Genomic DNA, 14,788 nt, shown 5'->3' on the forward strand with positions numbered 1-14,788 from the left:
GGGGGTGTTCCGGGAGGCGGGAAATGGTGAAGTTTACTACGGGGTGGTGGGGCCGGCGGCTGTGCCGCCTGTGAATGGTGAACGGGGAGGGGCGGCGGCTGCGCCGCCTGTAAACGGTGAACAGAAAAGGCCGCAAGTCACTGCGCTTACCGTTTACCGTTTACAGCGAGCGCCAGCGAGCGGCCTCACAGCCCGCGCAGCGGGCGGCCTCACGGGCCGGCCACCCCCTTGCCAAGCCCTGAACAACCCTCACCCTATAGTCCAACGATCCCCCCTGATCAAAGGAGCCCGGCCCCTCATGTCCTTCCGCATCGAACACGACAGCATGGGCGAGCTGAAAGTCCCGGCGAAGGCGCTGTACGGCGCCCAGACGCAGCGCGCGGTGGATAACTTCCCCATTTCGGGTCTGAGGATGCCGCGGGATTTCATTCGGGCGCTGGGCCTGATCAAGGCGGCGGCCGCCGACGCGAATGCCGGCCTGGGCCATCTGCCCAAGAACAAGGCCGCGGCCATCCGCAAAGCGTCGCTCGCCGTCGCCGAGGGTCACTACGACGCGGAGTTCCCGATCGACGTTTTCCAGACGGGCTCCGGCACCAGTTCCAACATGAACGCCAACGAGGTCATCGCCCATGTGGCAACCAAGGCTGGCGTGAAGGTGCATCCGAATGATCACGTCAATTACGGGCAGAGCTCCAACGACGTGATCCCCACGGCCATCCATGTCAGCGCCACGCTGGTGGCGACCGAAAAGCTGGTGCCGGCACTCAATCATCTTCGTCGCACCATCCAGCGCCGCGCCCGCGAACTGCGTCGCGTACCCAAGACGGGACGTACGCACTTGATGGATGCGATGCCGGTGACCTTCGGACAGGAGTTGTCGGGTTGGGCCGCGCAGATCGGCTCCTCGATCGAGCGCATCGACGACAGCCTGCGTCGCATGCGTCGCCTGCCCCAGGGCGGTACGGCGGTGGGCACGGGCATCAACGCTGACCCGAAATTTGGCGCAGCCGTGGCGCGCGAGCTTAAGAAACTGACGGGCGTGCGCTTTGAAACCGCCGACAATTATTTCGAGGGCATGGCATCGCAGGATGCGGCCGTAGAACTTTCCGGCCAGCTGAAGACGCTTGCCGTGGCGCTGATGAAGATCGCCAACGACCTGCGCTGGATGAATTCGGGTCCGCTGGCAGGCCTTGGCGAGATTGAGCTGCCGGCGCTGCAGCCGGGTAGTTCGATCATGCCGGGCAAGGTGAATCCGGTCATTCCGGAAGCGACGGCCATGGTCGCAGCGCAAGTGATCGGCAACGACGCGACGATCACCATCGCCGGTCAGTCCGGCAATTTCCAGCTGAACGTAATGCTGCCGGTGGTGGCGCACAACCTGCTGGAGTCGCTGAACTTGCTGTCAAATGTGACGGTGCTGCTCGCCGACAAGTCCATCGCCGGATTCAAGGTGAATTCGGCGCGCGTGAAAGAGGCGTTGGACAAGAATCCGATTCTCGTAACCGCGCTCAATCCGGTGATCGGGTATGAGAAGGGTGCGGCAACGGCCAAGCAGGCTTACAAGGAGAAGCGGCCGATTCTGGATGTGGCGCTGGAGACGACGGGGTTATCGAAGGAAGAGCTAAAGAAGTTGCTCGATCCGATGACGTTGACGGAAGGTGGGATTCATGAGGGTGGTGGTGGGGGTGGGTAACCTCTCGCACCACATACCCGTCATTCCCGCGAAAACCCGATACCCGTCATTCCGGCTTTCGCCGGAATGACGAGAGTATGTGGAGCTGACTTAATCGGCAGCCTTCTTGTCCGAGGCATCCTTCGAGCAATCCCCATCCGTCTCGCTCTCAAGAATCTCGCCATACGGCTTGAACTCGGCGAGGCTCGCCTTCAGCGCATCCTGCGCACTCTGCATTTGCGTAAGATCCTTGCAGATCTTCGCCGCCGCCTCATTGATGCGCGCCGTCTGCGAATTCACCGCGCTGTCGATCTTGCTACTGTCACCTTTGACGGCGGCTTCGGCGAGACCTTTCAACGCCGCACCACCCATCGCCGCACCGGCCATGCCGGTTTCGATGCCGTGGTCGTGCACCGCGCGGGCGGCGTTGTAATAGGCAACCAGCTGCGCACGCTGCGCGTCCGTCACGGTCACCGGCTTGCCGCCGACGGTGAAGTCGCCGGTCGGGCTGATTACCGCCATCGGTGCCGTGTCGGCATGCAGCTTCACCTGGTTCGGCTGCATGGTGATGCCGCCGTTGGCGATGGACGTCATGCCGGAAGTGTCGTAGTCGGATTTGCCGGAGCTGCACGCACAAGTGGCGGCAACGAGACTGGCAACAAGCAGGCAACGCATGAACATGAAATTTCCCCTGGGTCTTAACGCGAAAGAGGAACGACGAGGTAGGCCGTGCGCCCCTTGATCGAAAGCTCGGCCTTGTTGGAGGCTTCGGCCGTCAGTTCGACGACCGGATCGGTATCGGTCGAGGAGCGATAGTGATTGTCACTGACCTTGCTAAGCAAGATGTCGCGTCCCTGCGGGAGCTTCAGGTCCGCCGGCAGCGTAATGCGCAGCTGCGTTCCGGCCGGTGAAATGACGTAGCTGCCGTCAGGCGTCGCCGCAACGCCCTCCATGTGCCAGCTACCCGCCAGCGATGTCGTGGCAAGGGTTGCGCTGTCGGCGTGAGCGAGGGAGAGACCGGCCAGGGGCGCGGTGATCATCATCGCTGCAATAAACATGGGGCGGGCGAGATTCATGGCAGTTCCTTCACATGCTCATTGAAAAGTGGGTGCGGTCAGCGGGGCGCAGGGCGGGTGCGGTTGTTTGCGCGCGTCCGGCGTGCGCCATTCCGGGTGGTCATAGGGAATGTCGTTCTCCCAGTACCACGGGTAACAGGTTGGTCCAAGCACGGCGTCGATCAGATAGCGATAGATGCCTTCGGAGTTCGAGCTGTTGCTCATGATGACGATGCAGCGGCGCGACGCCTGCAGGCATAGCGCCAGATTGTTGGTGCCGTCGTCGTGACCGGTTTTGAACCAGGCTGGCCCCTGCGGCGACTGGTAGACCATCACGCCAAGGGCGGCGGACAGGGCGATGCCGTCGTTGTCCTGCGTGGTCGCTTCATCGAGGGTCGGGAACGACTGCACGGAATGCACTGCCAGCGCAGGCTTCAGCCACAGAGCATGCGCTTGGGCACTCAGGCCATCGCCGCGCACCATGCCAGCGATAAGGTGGGCGAAATCGTGCGGCGTCGTATCCATCGAGCCCGCGGCGCGGACGCTGCTGCGTTGCTTGTGGTCGAGGGCCTTGCCTTTTTCGTCGAATCCGATGGCGAGGTTGCCGGCGAAGTCGTCACGCCAGGTCATGCTTGTGCGCTTCATGTCGAAGCGGTCGAACAACTGCTTCTGCATAAGCGTAGCGACGTCGGTGTGTTCGCCATTTTCCAGCACGAATTGCAGCAGATTGATGCCTTCACCCGAATACGCGAAGCGTGTTCCCGGATCGAAGTACATCATCAGCTTGCCGTTCGGATCGTAGCCACCCTCGCGAGGCCAGAAGCGGAAGTTGGCGAAGCCGGCGCTATGCGTGAGCAGGATGCGCGGCGTGATCTTCTGCCAGCGCGGCTCGTCCTTGAGATCGGCGTACTTTTCGTAGTCGGGCAAGGGCTTCGGTAAAAGGGTGGCAATCGACGCATCCATATCCAGCTTGCCACCGTCTACCAACGTCATCACCGAGTAAGCAAAGGCCGCCTTGGTCGTCGATGCCGCGTACATCACCGTATCCGTGGTGAGCGGCAACCGCTTTTCGACGTCCCGATATCCGTAGGCGCGAAGGTAGGTGACCTTGCCGTTCTCGATGATGCCCAGCGCCATCCCTGGCACATGCGCGGCTTGCATCAGTTGCCCGACACGCTGGTCCAGGGCCTTGCCGCGAAGCGTGTCGTCAGCCGGCGTACCGGCGTGAGCCATCAAGGAACATGCTGCCAACACCAGTGCCATCCCTGAGCGGTGGAGCGTGAGCATGTCGCTGACTCCTGATGCGTGTTGCGTTGAAGAGAGAGGGTGCCCGGGCGACGCTCCGCATCCGTGCGGAAGGCGTCGCTGGGCGTAAACCATCAGCTGTCGTCGCGAACCCGGCGGAACCACACTGCGGCGGCCAGCATCAGCACACCCGCCAGGACACCGATCCACAAGTTGTGCGAGGACAGGATGTGGAAGCTGTTGGAGAAGAGCAGGTCGTCGAGGGTTTCGTTGTCACCGACCGATGCCAGGCTGTGCTTGTCAAAGGCGATGCTCGAGACCGGGAAGACGCTGACCAGCATGCGACCGACGATGTTCGTCCAGAACCAGCCGGTGTTGAGATTGAACAGTCCCATGATCCCGAACCAACCCACCAGCAGTCCCGCAATGGCCGGGGTAGCGACGGCCCACAGGAAGGGCTTGGAGCGTGCCCAGGCCGAGCAGAGCATCAACCAACCCACTGCCGGCAGTGCCCACAGTGCATATGCGGGGACCGAGGCGATCAGCGAAGCCAGTGCCTTGATCGGATGCGCCAGGCCAAGCAGCTGCCAGATGTTGACGCCATGGAAGGAGAGGGTGATCGCATAGGCAATCAGCTGGATCAGCCCCGTCACGATGCCGGTGGCCACTGCGATGACCGGAGCCACCACCACCGCACTCGCCACCTTGGACAGCACCGTGTTGGTGTCGGAGATCGGCAGCGACTTCCAGAACAACACGCTGCGGTCGCGACGGTCGTCATACAGGGCCGAGAGGCAGTAGAAGAACACCACGAAGCCCTGGCAGATGCTGATCGGTCCCATCGAAGAGAGCATCGCCACGTCCAGGATCTGCCCGATCTGGCGCAGGTCGCCGGCATCAGCGTGGGCAATCGCATCGCGCAGGTTGCTGTCGCCGATGTTGATGCCGTGCATCGGGCCGGTGACTTCCACCGCGATGATCGCCATCAGGTTCAGCAGGATGAACACGCCGCCGGTGATGATCGGGGCCCACAGAAAACCACCCCGGTTTTCCCAGAACTCACGCTTCATGAGCCAGTAGAAGGAATTCATGCGTAGGTCCCCTTCATGGTGGCGACAAACAGATCGCTGATGGACGGGCGTCGCACCTCACCCATCGCTTCGAGCGTGGCGCGGTCCGCGCCGTCGAACAGGAAGATGCTCTTGCCAAACACCTGGCGCTCATCGAGCGGCTTGAGCTGGCGGGCGGCTGGCACCTTGTCGGCGTTGACCAGCACCTCGGTGAATCGCTCACCGACGGCATCCATGTCCGTATCCAGCACCACTTTGCCATCCCGGATGAACATCAGGTCGGTGAGGATGTGTTCGATCTCCTCGACCTGGTGGGTGGTGACGATGATCGTCTTGTTCTCGTCGAAGTATTCTTCCAGCAAGCTCTGGTAGAACTGCTTGCGGTAAAGGATGTCCAGGCCCAGCGTCGGCTCGTCCAGCACCAGCAGGCGGGCGTCGATCGCCATCACCAGGGCCAGGTGCAACTGCACGATCATGCCCTTGGACATTTGCTTGACGCGCTGTTCCGGCTGCAGCTTGGTGCGGGCCAGGAAGGCTTCGCACTTGGCGCGGTTGAAGCGCGGGTGCACGTTGGCGACGAAGTCCACCGCCTGGCGAACCTTGATCCAGCGCGGCAGTACCGCCACGTCGGCGATGAAGCAGACCTGTTCCATCAGCGCATTGCGCTGGCTGTGTGGGTCCAGGCCCAGGACGTTGAGCTGGCCGTCGTAATCGGTCAGGCCCAGGATCGCCTTCAGGGCGGTGGTCTTGCCGGCGCCGTTCGGACCGATCAGGCCCACGATGCGGCCGGATTCGATCTGAAAGCTGACGTTGTCCAGCGCAACGGCGTCCTTGTATCGCTTACTCAAACCGCTGGCAGTGACGACGGCATTCATGACTGGTTCTCCGTCTCTCGCATGAGGGCCTTCAGATCCAGCCCAAGGCGCTGCAGACGTGCAAACAGTGCCGGCCATTCTTCCTTGAGAAACCGCTCCCTCTCGGATTTGAGCAGTGCCTCGCGGGCTCCATCGATTACGAACATGCCCAACCCCCTCCTTTTTTCCACCAGTTGATCGTCGACCAGTTCCTGGTACGCCTTTGAAACGGTGAGCGGATTGATTTGGAAATCCGCCGCAACCTGGCGTACTGACGGCAGCGGGTCGCCCTCGTTCAAGGCGCCGTCCAGGATCATCGCCACGACGCGCTCACGCAGCTGGCGGTAGATCGGGACGCTGTCGTTCCAGGTAATGGACATACGGTTTATTCCTTGCTGACTCGGCCAAACGAATTGCCAAACGAATAGTAGGGCATGGCCAGCTGGGCTCCGAGCAAGCTTGCGCTCGCTTCGGCGGCGCGGCTCACGACCGGCGAGACGGTGGCGGTGGCGACGCTGGCATTGGCCAGCAGGGCGGCGGCGCGCATGTCTTCGGCGGAGGGGCGGACGTCGACCGGGGCCAGGTTGGTGATCTTCACACCATTGATTTCGCTGGGCGGGACGGGTGAGACGTTGTGGTTGATCGCTGCCAGGCTTGCGGTGGTCAGCAGGACGGAAGCGGTCAGTGCGATCAGGTTCGGCGCTTTCATGGCGGGTCTCCTTTAGTGACCTTGTGGACCGGTGTTGTAGTGAACTATAACACCACATTTGAACCCGTCAATAGGCGACCTTGAAATTCGCAACATGACTGATGGCCTATACGGGGTGCTGGGGGTTACGCCCGCTGGAACGATCAGCGGACCTGCCCTTGGATGCAAAGGATGGCCCTGGCGTTTAGGCCGGGGCAGGGGCGGGCATCAGTCATCGGATGTGACACTCAACATGTGCGCGTGCGTCCCGGGCCATCACGACGGTAAGCCAGGCAATCTGCTTCAATAGCCAGTCACTCGCGCACAAGGAACGCACGCATGGATTTCGGACTTGCCGGGAAAGTGGTGGTGGTCACCGGTGCCAGCAAAGGTATTGGCCTGGCCTGCGCTGAAGCCTTCGCTCACGAAGGCGCCATCGTCATTGGCATTTCCCGCAACTACGAAAACCTTGAAACGGCGCAGTCGCAACTCGAAGACAAGGGCCTGCGTATCCATGTGGAGCCCGCCGACCTGCAGGACAGCGTCGCCGCGCAGCTCGTCATGGAGCGCATCGAAGACGATCACGGCCCCATCGACATCCTCGTCAACTGCGCCGGCGCCGCCCGTCGCACGCCGCCGGCCGAACTGGACGCGCACGCGATCCACGCCGCCATGCAATCGAAGTACTTCACCTACATGCATGCCATCGAGCCGGTGATCCGTCGCATGGCCGCACGTGGCGAAGGCGCCATCGTCAACGTGATCGGCCAGGGCGGCCGCCAGGCCAACCCCATGCACATCGGCGGCGGCGCCGCGAACGCCGCCCTCATGCTCGCCTCCGTCGGCTACGCCAGCGCCTACGCCCATCGCGGCGTACGCATCAACGCCATCAATCCCGGCATGACCCGCACCGGGCGCGTGCAGGAAGGTTTGCAGGCCTCGGCACGCGCCAGCGGCCGATCCCCTGAAGAAGTCATGGCGATGCAGCTGGCCGACATTCCGATGGGCCGCATTGCGGAGCCCGAAGAAATCGCGAATGTGGCTTTGTTTCTCGCATCGCCGCTCGCCAGTTATGTCACCGGTGCGGTGATTCCGATGGACGGCGGCAAAACCTCGGTGGTGTGAGGACGGCCGCTGGCGCGGCCTGAAAACGGTGAACAGTAAACAGTAAACGGAGAAGAGCGGCTTTCGCTCCGGCTCTTACCGTTCACCGTCACCGTAGGTCGCTCGCTGCGCTCGCTGTGAAGCCGGCCGCTGGCGCGGCCTGTAAACGGTGAACAGTAAACGGAGAAAAGCGGCACCCGCTCTGGCTCTTACTGTTCACCGTTCACAGGCGCGCAGCGCCGACTTCACAGGCCGCGCCAGCGGCCGGCTTCACAGCGAGCGTAAGCGAGCGACCCCACAGGCCGCGCCAGCGGCCGACCCCACCGGGACGAAATGTCGTGCGGGGGGCTCAAGAAAAATCGTATGCTTGCCGAAAGATTGTGTTGTAGATCACAAAATCGCTCGTCAGATTGGGGAATCCAGGGGCGCATCACTTACCTCGTTACCGACGTCGACGCGCGGTGGTGTGAGCGTGTGCGCGATTGAATGACTTCCCAGGCTGATGGGGCATGGAACCCACATCACCCGTCGAAGGGAAGCTCAATGAATCGAATTTACCGCCTGGTCTGGAACCGTGCCGTCGGCACCGTGCAGGTCGCCTCCGAACATGCCAACGCCTCGCACGGTGGTGCCGGCAGCAACGCGGGCGTTGCGGTATCGCCCGTGCGCAAGCCGCTGGCGCTCGCCTGCTTGATGTTGCTTGGCCTGGCGTCCGCGCCGGCGTTTGCATCGCCGATCGGTCCGGCCTGGTCGGTAAATACCTCGGGTGGGCAGGGCGGTATGGCTTTCTACGCCGCGGCCTGGATCGGCGGTGCGGGTGGCACGGGCGGTTCCGTGCAGGACGGCATTGCACTGAACGGCGAGAACGGTAAGGCCGGTTCGCACCTGGGTCTCTGGGGTGACGTCGACGGTGGCGTCGGCGGTCTCGCCGGTACGGATGCCCAGAAGCAAGGCGGCAATGGCCAGGACGGTGCGCGCGGCATCGCGCATGCCGGATTTGGCGTTGGCAGCGGCGGTGGTGGCGGCGGCGCGGGTTTCTATGGTCTTTGGAATGGCGCGCAGACGATCAGCGCCGGCCAGACCGTGGCCGGCGGCCAGGGCGGTCGTGGTGGCCAGGGCGCTTCTTACGATAGCAGCGCTCCCATGGGCGGCACCGGTGGCGGTGGTGGCGGTGGTGGCGCGGGCGGTACGGGCGTCATCAACGACGATGCAGCCGATGCGATCGACGTTGCCGGTACGGTGGTGGGTGGTGACGGTGGCGCGGGTGGTGGTGGCGGTGAGACATGGGCCACCGTCGGTACCAACCCGGTACCGAGTGGCATGCAAGGTGGTAACGGCGGTGATGGCGGTATCGGCATCGCCTCGATGGGCTACGTCAACGTGGCGGCATCTGGCCAGGTTCGCGGTGGCGCGGGTGGTATGGGTGGTATGGGTGGCGTGGTCTATACCGTTGCCCTGGTCGCCGCCGGGTCGGCTGGCGCGGGCGGTGATGGTGGCAGCGGCGGCGCAGGCATGGGCATGTATGGCGCGCTCGACAGCGATGGCCATCCGACGGTTTCGCTCAGCAACGCGGGCAACATCAGTGGCGGCTTTGGCGGGGCAGGCGGCGCCGGTGGTATCGGCTTCGGCAATGTGACGCCGGACTGGGCCGGCGACGGTGGTAGCGGTGGCGCGGGTGCCTATGTCGGGTACGTGAAAGTCGACAACAGCGGCAACATCACGGGCGGCACTGGCGGTAACGGCGGCGCTGGCGCTTTCAACACCACCCCCATGATTCCCGGCTTCCAGAGCCAGGGCAGACAGGGTGGTGATGGCGGTAATGGCGGCGCCGGCATGCAGGCCTATATGTCGCAGACCCATAACACCGGCGCGATCGTCGGCGGCGCGGGCGGGACGGGCGGCGATGGTGGCGCGGGCGCTGATGTTGGTGGCGGCGGTGGCCTGGGCGGTCACGGCGGTGAAGGCGTCGTGGCGATGGACGGCACCCTACTCAACGAAAGCCAGATCGCCGGTGGTGCGGGCGGCCAGGGTGGCGATGCCGCACACGTCTATGCCCTTAGCAATGGCAGCGGCGGCACGGGTGGTGAAGGTGGCTTCGGCGCTGTCATCGTCAGCATGTCGCAGGGTGTCATCGACAACCGCGGCACGATCATCGGTGGTGCGGGCGGCGTTGGCGGCGCAGGCGCCGCGAATGCCAATGCGGGTTCGGGTGGTAACGGCGGCGCCGGTGTCTACGCACTCAATGGCGCGACCGTCCACAACAGCGGCACGATCGCCGGTGGTGCCGGCGGTAACGGTGGCGCAGGCGCCGGCGGCTATTCGCAGGGTGGCTGGGGCGGCTACGGCGGCGTCGGCTTCGCCGGTTACGGCGGCACGCTGGTCAACACCGGCACGATCCGAGGCGGCAACGCGGGTGCTGGTGGTGCGGGCAACGCAGGTGCACCTGCGGGCGGTGGCAGTTACGGCGGCGCAGGCGTGGTGGCGAACCAATACCAGACCATCATCAATGGCGGCACCATCAGTGGCGGCCTCAATGGCGACGGCAGTCGCGCCGATGCCGTTCAGTTGTGGGGCAACAACAACCGGCTTGAGTTGTGGAACGGCTACCACTTCGACGGTGACGTCAACAGCTTCGGCGACAGCACGCTGGCACTGGGCGGTGACGCGATCGCCGACGGCGGTGCGGGAGATGGAAGCTTCGACCTTGCACAGCTCGGCAACAGCTTCAATGGATTCACGTTCTTCGAGAAATCGGGCAGCAGCACCTGGACGCTGACGGGCCAGTCGAGTCAGGTGACTTACTGGCAGGTGAGTGAAGGCGAACTGGCGCTGGCCAGTCACGCTGGCATTCGCGGCGCGGTAGCGATGGACGGCGGTGCCTTGTCGACGGCACAGGGCGCCCAGATCGTTGGTGACGACGGCTATGCGGGTTCCGATGCATCGGCTCCGAATCCGTCGATGTCCGGCGGCATGGCCGGCCAGGGTAATGGCGGTGACTCGGCCGTCGTCGGTCACGATTTCACGCTCGACAATGCCGGCCTGATTGCCGGCGGTGCGGGCGGCGCGGGCGGCGACGCCAACGGTGCCAACGGCACCAGCTATACGAACACCAACGTCAGCTACCCGCAGACCGGTATCGCTGGCGGCGCCGGTTCGGCCGGCGGACGGGGCGGCAGCGGCGGCAGCGGCGGCGCGGGCGTCTACGGCGATGCGTTCCAGCTCAACAATAGCGGCACGATCGTCGGCGGTGCCGGTGGTCGTGGCGGTAATGCAAACGGCGGCAATGGTGGTTTGGGTGGCCCCGGCGCTTACTCGCCCGTCGATGGCACGAATGGCGGCGTCGGCGGTGCCGGTGGCGCGGGCGGTTCCGCGGGTACCGGCGGAAACGGTGGCTACGGCGTGTTCGGAACGAACATGACGGTCTACAACACCGGCACCATCAAGGGTGGCGACGGCGGACTTGGCGGCGTCGCGGTGGGTGGCGCTGGCGGCCAGGGCGGACCGGGCGGCACCGGCGGCATGGGTTACTACAACGGTGCGCAAGGCAATGCCGGCGCTCAGGGCAGCCCTGGCGCGGTGGGATTCCGGGGACTTGGTGGTGCCGGCGTGGTCGGCGCTGGCGGCAGCTCCATCTTCAACGATGGCACGATTGCCGGCGGCCTTTCGGGCGATGGGGCGTATCGCGCGAACGCTGTCGAACTCTTCGACGGTGGCAACACGCTGACGCTGGGTTCGAACTACGTCTTCGTGGGTCGCGTTCAGAGCACCAGCGGAAGCACCGCCGGTGGCGACACGCTGGCCCTGGGCGGCACGCAGAACGGCACCTTCGACATGGCCCAGGTGGGCACCACCTTCTTTGGCTTTGCGCAGTACCAGAAGACCGGCAGCAGCACCTGGACGCTGACCAATAGCAATCCGTTGAGCCTGTTCAACCTTCAGTGGTCGCTGCAGGAAGGCGGACTGAATATCGACGCGTCGGCCAACAACATCACGCGCATCGATATGGCGGCAGGCACGTCGCTGCATGTGCTCACGGGTGCGTGGGTGGAAGGCCAGAAGGGCGCGACCGGTGCGTCCATCACTCCGCCGCTCCCCAGCAATGCTGGCTCAACCGGCCTGGCCGCCGTGACGTCCCATGGCGGTTCCATCGTCAATGACGGCACGTTGGTGGGCGGCGGTGGCGGCAATGGCGGTTCGTCCAATGGCGCTGCGGGTATCTCCAGCGGAATCCCCGGGTCTGCCGGCGCGACGGGCAACAACGGTGGCACCGGTGGCGTCGGCGGCATCGGCGGCAACGCCGTCGCAGGCTCGGGTTTCACGCTCGAGAACAACGGCGACATCTGGGGTGGCCATGGCGGCAATGGCGGCAGCGCCAATGGCGGCAGCGGTGGCAGGGGCATGCCCGGCACCGAGGGAGCCACGAATCCGTCCGGGCCTGGCAATAACGGTGGCGCCGGTGGCAACGGAGGCACGGGTGGCAACGGCGGTGTCGGCGGTCAGGGTGGGCGCGGCGGCGCGGCCGTGGCCGGCTTCGATTTCACCATTACTAACCACGGCTCCATCATGGGCGGCGATGGCGGTACCGGTGGCGTGGCGGCAGGTGGCGCGGCAGGCACGGGCGGTCCAGGTGGTACAGGTGGGATGGGTGGCATATCGATGGATCCCATTACGCACACCCCCATCAACTACCCGTGGGGAAGCACGGGTGCTCCAGGCGGGAATGGCACGCTGGGTGCCGATGGCACCCAGGGCGCCGGTGGCGCCGGTGGCGTCGGCATCCTGGCCATGGGCACCAGCCGCATCTTCAACGATGGCGTGATTGGCGGCGGGATGTCGGCTGACGGCACCACACTTGCTAACGCCGTGGAACTCTCCAGCGGCGGCAACACACTCGCGCTGGGTGCCGGTTACAGCTTCCTCGGCAACGTCCTCAGCACCAGCGGTGCCACTTATGGTGGCGACACGCTGGCGCTCGACGGCAGCACCGATGCGACGTTCGATCTCTCGCAGATCGTCGATGTCGCCGGCGCAGGCACCGGCACGCAGTTTGTCGGCTTCCATCAGTACGAGAAGACGGGCACCAGCACGTGGACGCTGACCGGCGCCACGGCGTCGACCGGCGAGTGGAACATCGCCCAGGGCACGCTGGTCCTGAGCGGTGACGGCAGTCTTGCCACCGCCGATCGCGTGACGGTGGACGGTACGCTGGACGCCTCCGGTGTCACTGGCGGCTCGACCAGCATCACCAGTCTGGCCGGCGGCGGTCACGTCGTACTGGGTGCCAACAACCTCGACATCACCGATGCCGACGACACGTTCTCGGGCGTGATTTCGGGCAACGGTGGTCTGACGGTCAGTGGCGGCACGCAGGTACTGACCGGTGCCAACACCTACACCGGTGCAACCATCATCGATGGCGGCACGCTCGTGCTGGCCAACGGCGGCAGTCTGCTTTCGGCGGTGAGCTCCACCGGCACGCTGGTGTTCGACCACAGCGACAACGTGATCTTCAGCCAGATCATCGGTGGCACCGGCGGCATCACGCAGTCGGGCACCGGCATGGTGATCCTCAACGGTGCCAACAACGGCACCGGCGTGGCATCGGTGGAAAGCGGCACGCTGGAAATCGGCGATGCGACGCACGAAGGCGCCACCTGGGGCGGCGACGCTGATGTGTACGAAGGCGGCACGCTGCGCGGTCACGGCACCATCTACGGCAACCTGTTCAACGACGGCACGGTGCGTCCGGGCGGTTCGGTGGGCGTGTTGACGGTCAACGGCAACTACAAGCAGACGGCGGGCGGCAGGCTGGCGATCGATGTCACGCCGACCACAGCATCGCAGTTGAAGATACTTGGCAACGCAACGCTGGCCGGCACGCTCAGCCTGATCTATGCACCGGGTACCTACACCGCGAAGACGTACACCATCCTCACGGCCAACCAGGTGACCGGCACGTTTGCCACGGTCGAATCCACAGGCGCGCCGAGCGGCATTTCCTCGACGGTGAACTACGGCGCGACCAACGTCACGCTGGGTATCACCGGTAGCGGCACGGGCAATGGCGGCACCGATCCGGTCGATCCGACCGATCCGACCGATCCGGTGACGGTGGCGCCGACGGATGGCGCGCTCTTCGCCAATCTGCAGCGCGCCGTTGCCCTGCAGGGTCAGCACAATCTGTCGACGGTGCTTGATGCTTCCTTGCTGGCACCGACCACCGATTGCGGCGTCGATAACACCTCGGCCAAGGGCGTCACCCGCTCGGGTTGCAAGCCGGGCCTGTGGATGCAGGCGAGCGGTTCGAACTACCAGCTCGACGGCAGTAATCGCCTGAAGTCCACGGGTTTTGCGCTCAATACCGGTTTCGATGCCGCCGTGGGCGATGCCGCTCACATCGGTGTGGAAGCGGGCGTGGGTCGCATCAACGCCAACGACCGCGAACACGGCCGTGGTCGCGTCGACAACCTGCATGCGGGTGTCTATGGCTTTGCGAACCTGGGCCCCGTCGTGCTCTCCGGCGTGGCGGATGCCTCGTGGGGTGACTACCACTTCAACCGCGCCACCGGCGTGGGCGAAGCGGCGTCGGATCCGAATGGCAAGGCTTACTCCGCCGCCATCCAGGCGGCGTGGCCGATGCAGTTTGACCAGTGGAACATCACTCCGAAGCTCGGTGCGTTGTATCAGCACCAGTCGCTGGACAGCTTCCACGAATCGGTGAACAGCAGCAGCGAACTGGCATCGGCCTATGGCGTGTCGGCCAGGAGCAGCACGGCCAACACCTTGCAGCCGTATGCGGCCGTGTCGTTCGGTCACGCCTTCACGTCGGGCAACGTCACCTACGTGCCGCAGTTCGAAGTGGGCTATCGCTACAACACCCGCAGTGGCGCGCCGTCGGTGACGGTGGTGGCAGAGGACGGCACGATCTTCGCGCTGCCGGCCAACCGCCTGGGCAAGGGCACAGCCACCGTGGGCGGTCGCATCACCGCCACGGCAGGCGCCTCGTGGAACCTGTACCTGGATTACCAAGGGCAGTTCTCGGGCGATTTGAAGGACAACGCGTTCTCGGTGGGCTTTACCAAGCACTTCTGAGTCGTGTT

The 14,788-nt window shown here is 64.5% G+C and carries 10 protein-coding genes; 3 read left to right on the plus strand and 7 right to left on the minus strand.

Annotated elements, in window-relative coordinates:
* The first annotated feature begins 298 nt into the window (after positions 1-298).
* Positions 299-1,693, plus strand: a complete 1,395-nt coding sequence (locus EYV96_RS03155) for a class II fumarate hydratase (RefSeq protein WP_131150050.1) — start codon at positions 299-301, stop codon at positions 1,691-1,693.
* 90 nt (positions 1,694-1,783) lie between these two features.
* On the opposite strand, the gene EYV96_RS03160 is transcribed toward EYV96_RS03155, so the two are convergent.
* From EYV96_RS03160 to EYV96_RS03190, 7 genes are all read right to left on the minus strand, one after another.
* A complete protein-coding gene (locus EYV96_RS03160; protein ID WP_131150051.1) occupies positions 1,784-2,353 on the minus strand; it encodes a hypothetical protein in 570 nt (189 codons plus the stop codon).
* 17 nt (positions 2,354-2,370) lie between these two features.
* Positions 2,371-2,748 (minus strand): hypothetical protein, encoded by a 378-nt coding sequence (locus EYV96_RS03165; protein ID WP_131150052.1) that lies wholly within the window; start codon positions 2,746-2,748, stop codon positions 2,371-2,373.
* An 18-nt stretch (positions 2,749-2,766) separates the two neighbouring features.
* Complete coding sequence (locus tag EYV96_RS03170) at positions 2,767-4,014, minus strand: serine hydrolase domain-containing protein (protein ID WP_131150053.1); 1,248 nt, start codon at positions 4,012-4,014, stop codon at positions 2,767-2,769.
* Positions 4,015-4,106: 92 nt separating this feature from the next.
* Positions 4,107-5,063: a hypothetical protein gene (locus EYV96_RS03175; protein WP_131150054.1), complete on the minus strand. Its 957-nt coding sequence runs from the start codon at positions 5,061-5,063 to the stop codon at positions 4,107-4,109.
* Positions 5,060-5,917 carry an ABC transporter ATP-binding protein gene (locus EYV96_RS03180; RefSeq protein WP_131150055.1) on the minus strand — a complete coding sequence of 286 codons (858 nt, stop codon included), beginning with the start codon at positions 5,915-5,917 and terminating at the stop codon, positions 5,060-5,062. Before EYV96_RS03180 ends, EYV96_RS03175 begins: the two co-directional genes overlap by 4 nt.
* Positions 5,914-6,276 (minus strand): GntR family transcriptional regulator, encoded by a 363-nt coding sequence (locus tag EYV96_RS03185; protein WP_131150056.1) that lies wholly within the window; start codon positions 6,274-6,276, stop codon positions 5,914-5,916. The genes EYV96_RS03180 and EYV96_RS03185 overlap by 4 nt, the downstream gene beginning before the upstream one ends.
* 5 nt (positions 6,277-6,281) lie before the next feature.
* Positions 6,282-6,605, minus strand: coding sequence for a hypothetical protein (locus EYV96_RS03190; RefSeq protein WP_131150057.1), 324 nt, complete (start codon positions 6,603-6,605; stop codon positions 6,282-6,284).
* Between the two features lie 318 nt (positions 6,606-6,923).
* On the opposite strand from EYV96_RS03190, the gene EYV96_RS03195 reads away from it, so the two are divergent.
* Both EYV96_RS03195 and EYV96_RS19020 read left to right on the plus strand, forming a co-directional pair.
* On the plus strand, positions 6,924-7,709 hold the full coding sequence (locus tag EYV96_RS03195) for an SDR family oxidoreductase (RefSeq protein ID WP_131150058.1): 786 nt from the start codon (positions 6,924-6,926) through the stop codon (positions 7,707-7,709).
* 522 nt (positions 7,710-8,231) lie between these two features.
* A complete protein-coding gene (locus EYV96_RS19020) occupies positions 8,232-14,780 on the plus strand; it encodes an ESPR-type extended signal peptide-containing protein (protein WP_165488567.1) in 6,549 nt (2,182 codons plus the stop codon).
* The last annotated feature ends 8 nt before the right edge of the window (positions 14,781-14,788 follow it).

This window comes from Dyella terrae, assembly GCF_004322705.1.
Classification (GTDB): domain Bacteria; phylum Pseudomonadota; class Gammaproteobacteria; order Xanthomonadales; family Rhodanobacteraceae; genus Dyella_D; species Dyella_D terrae.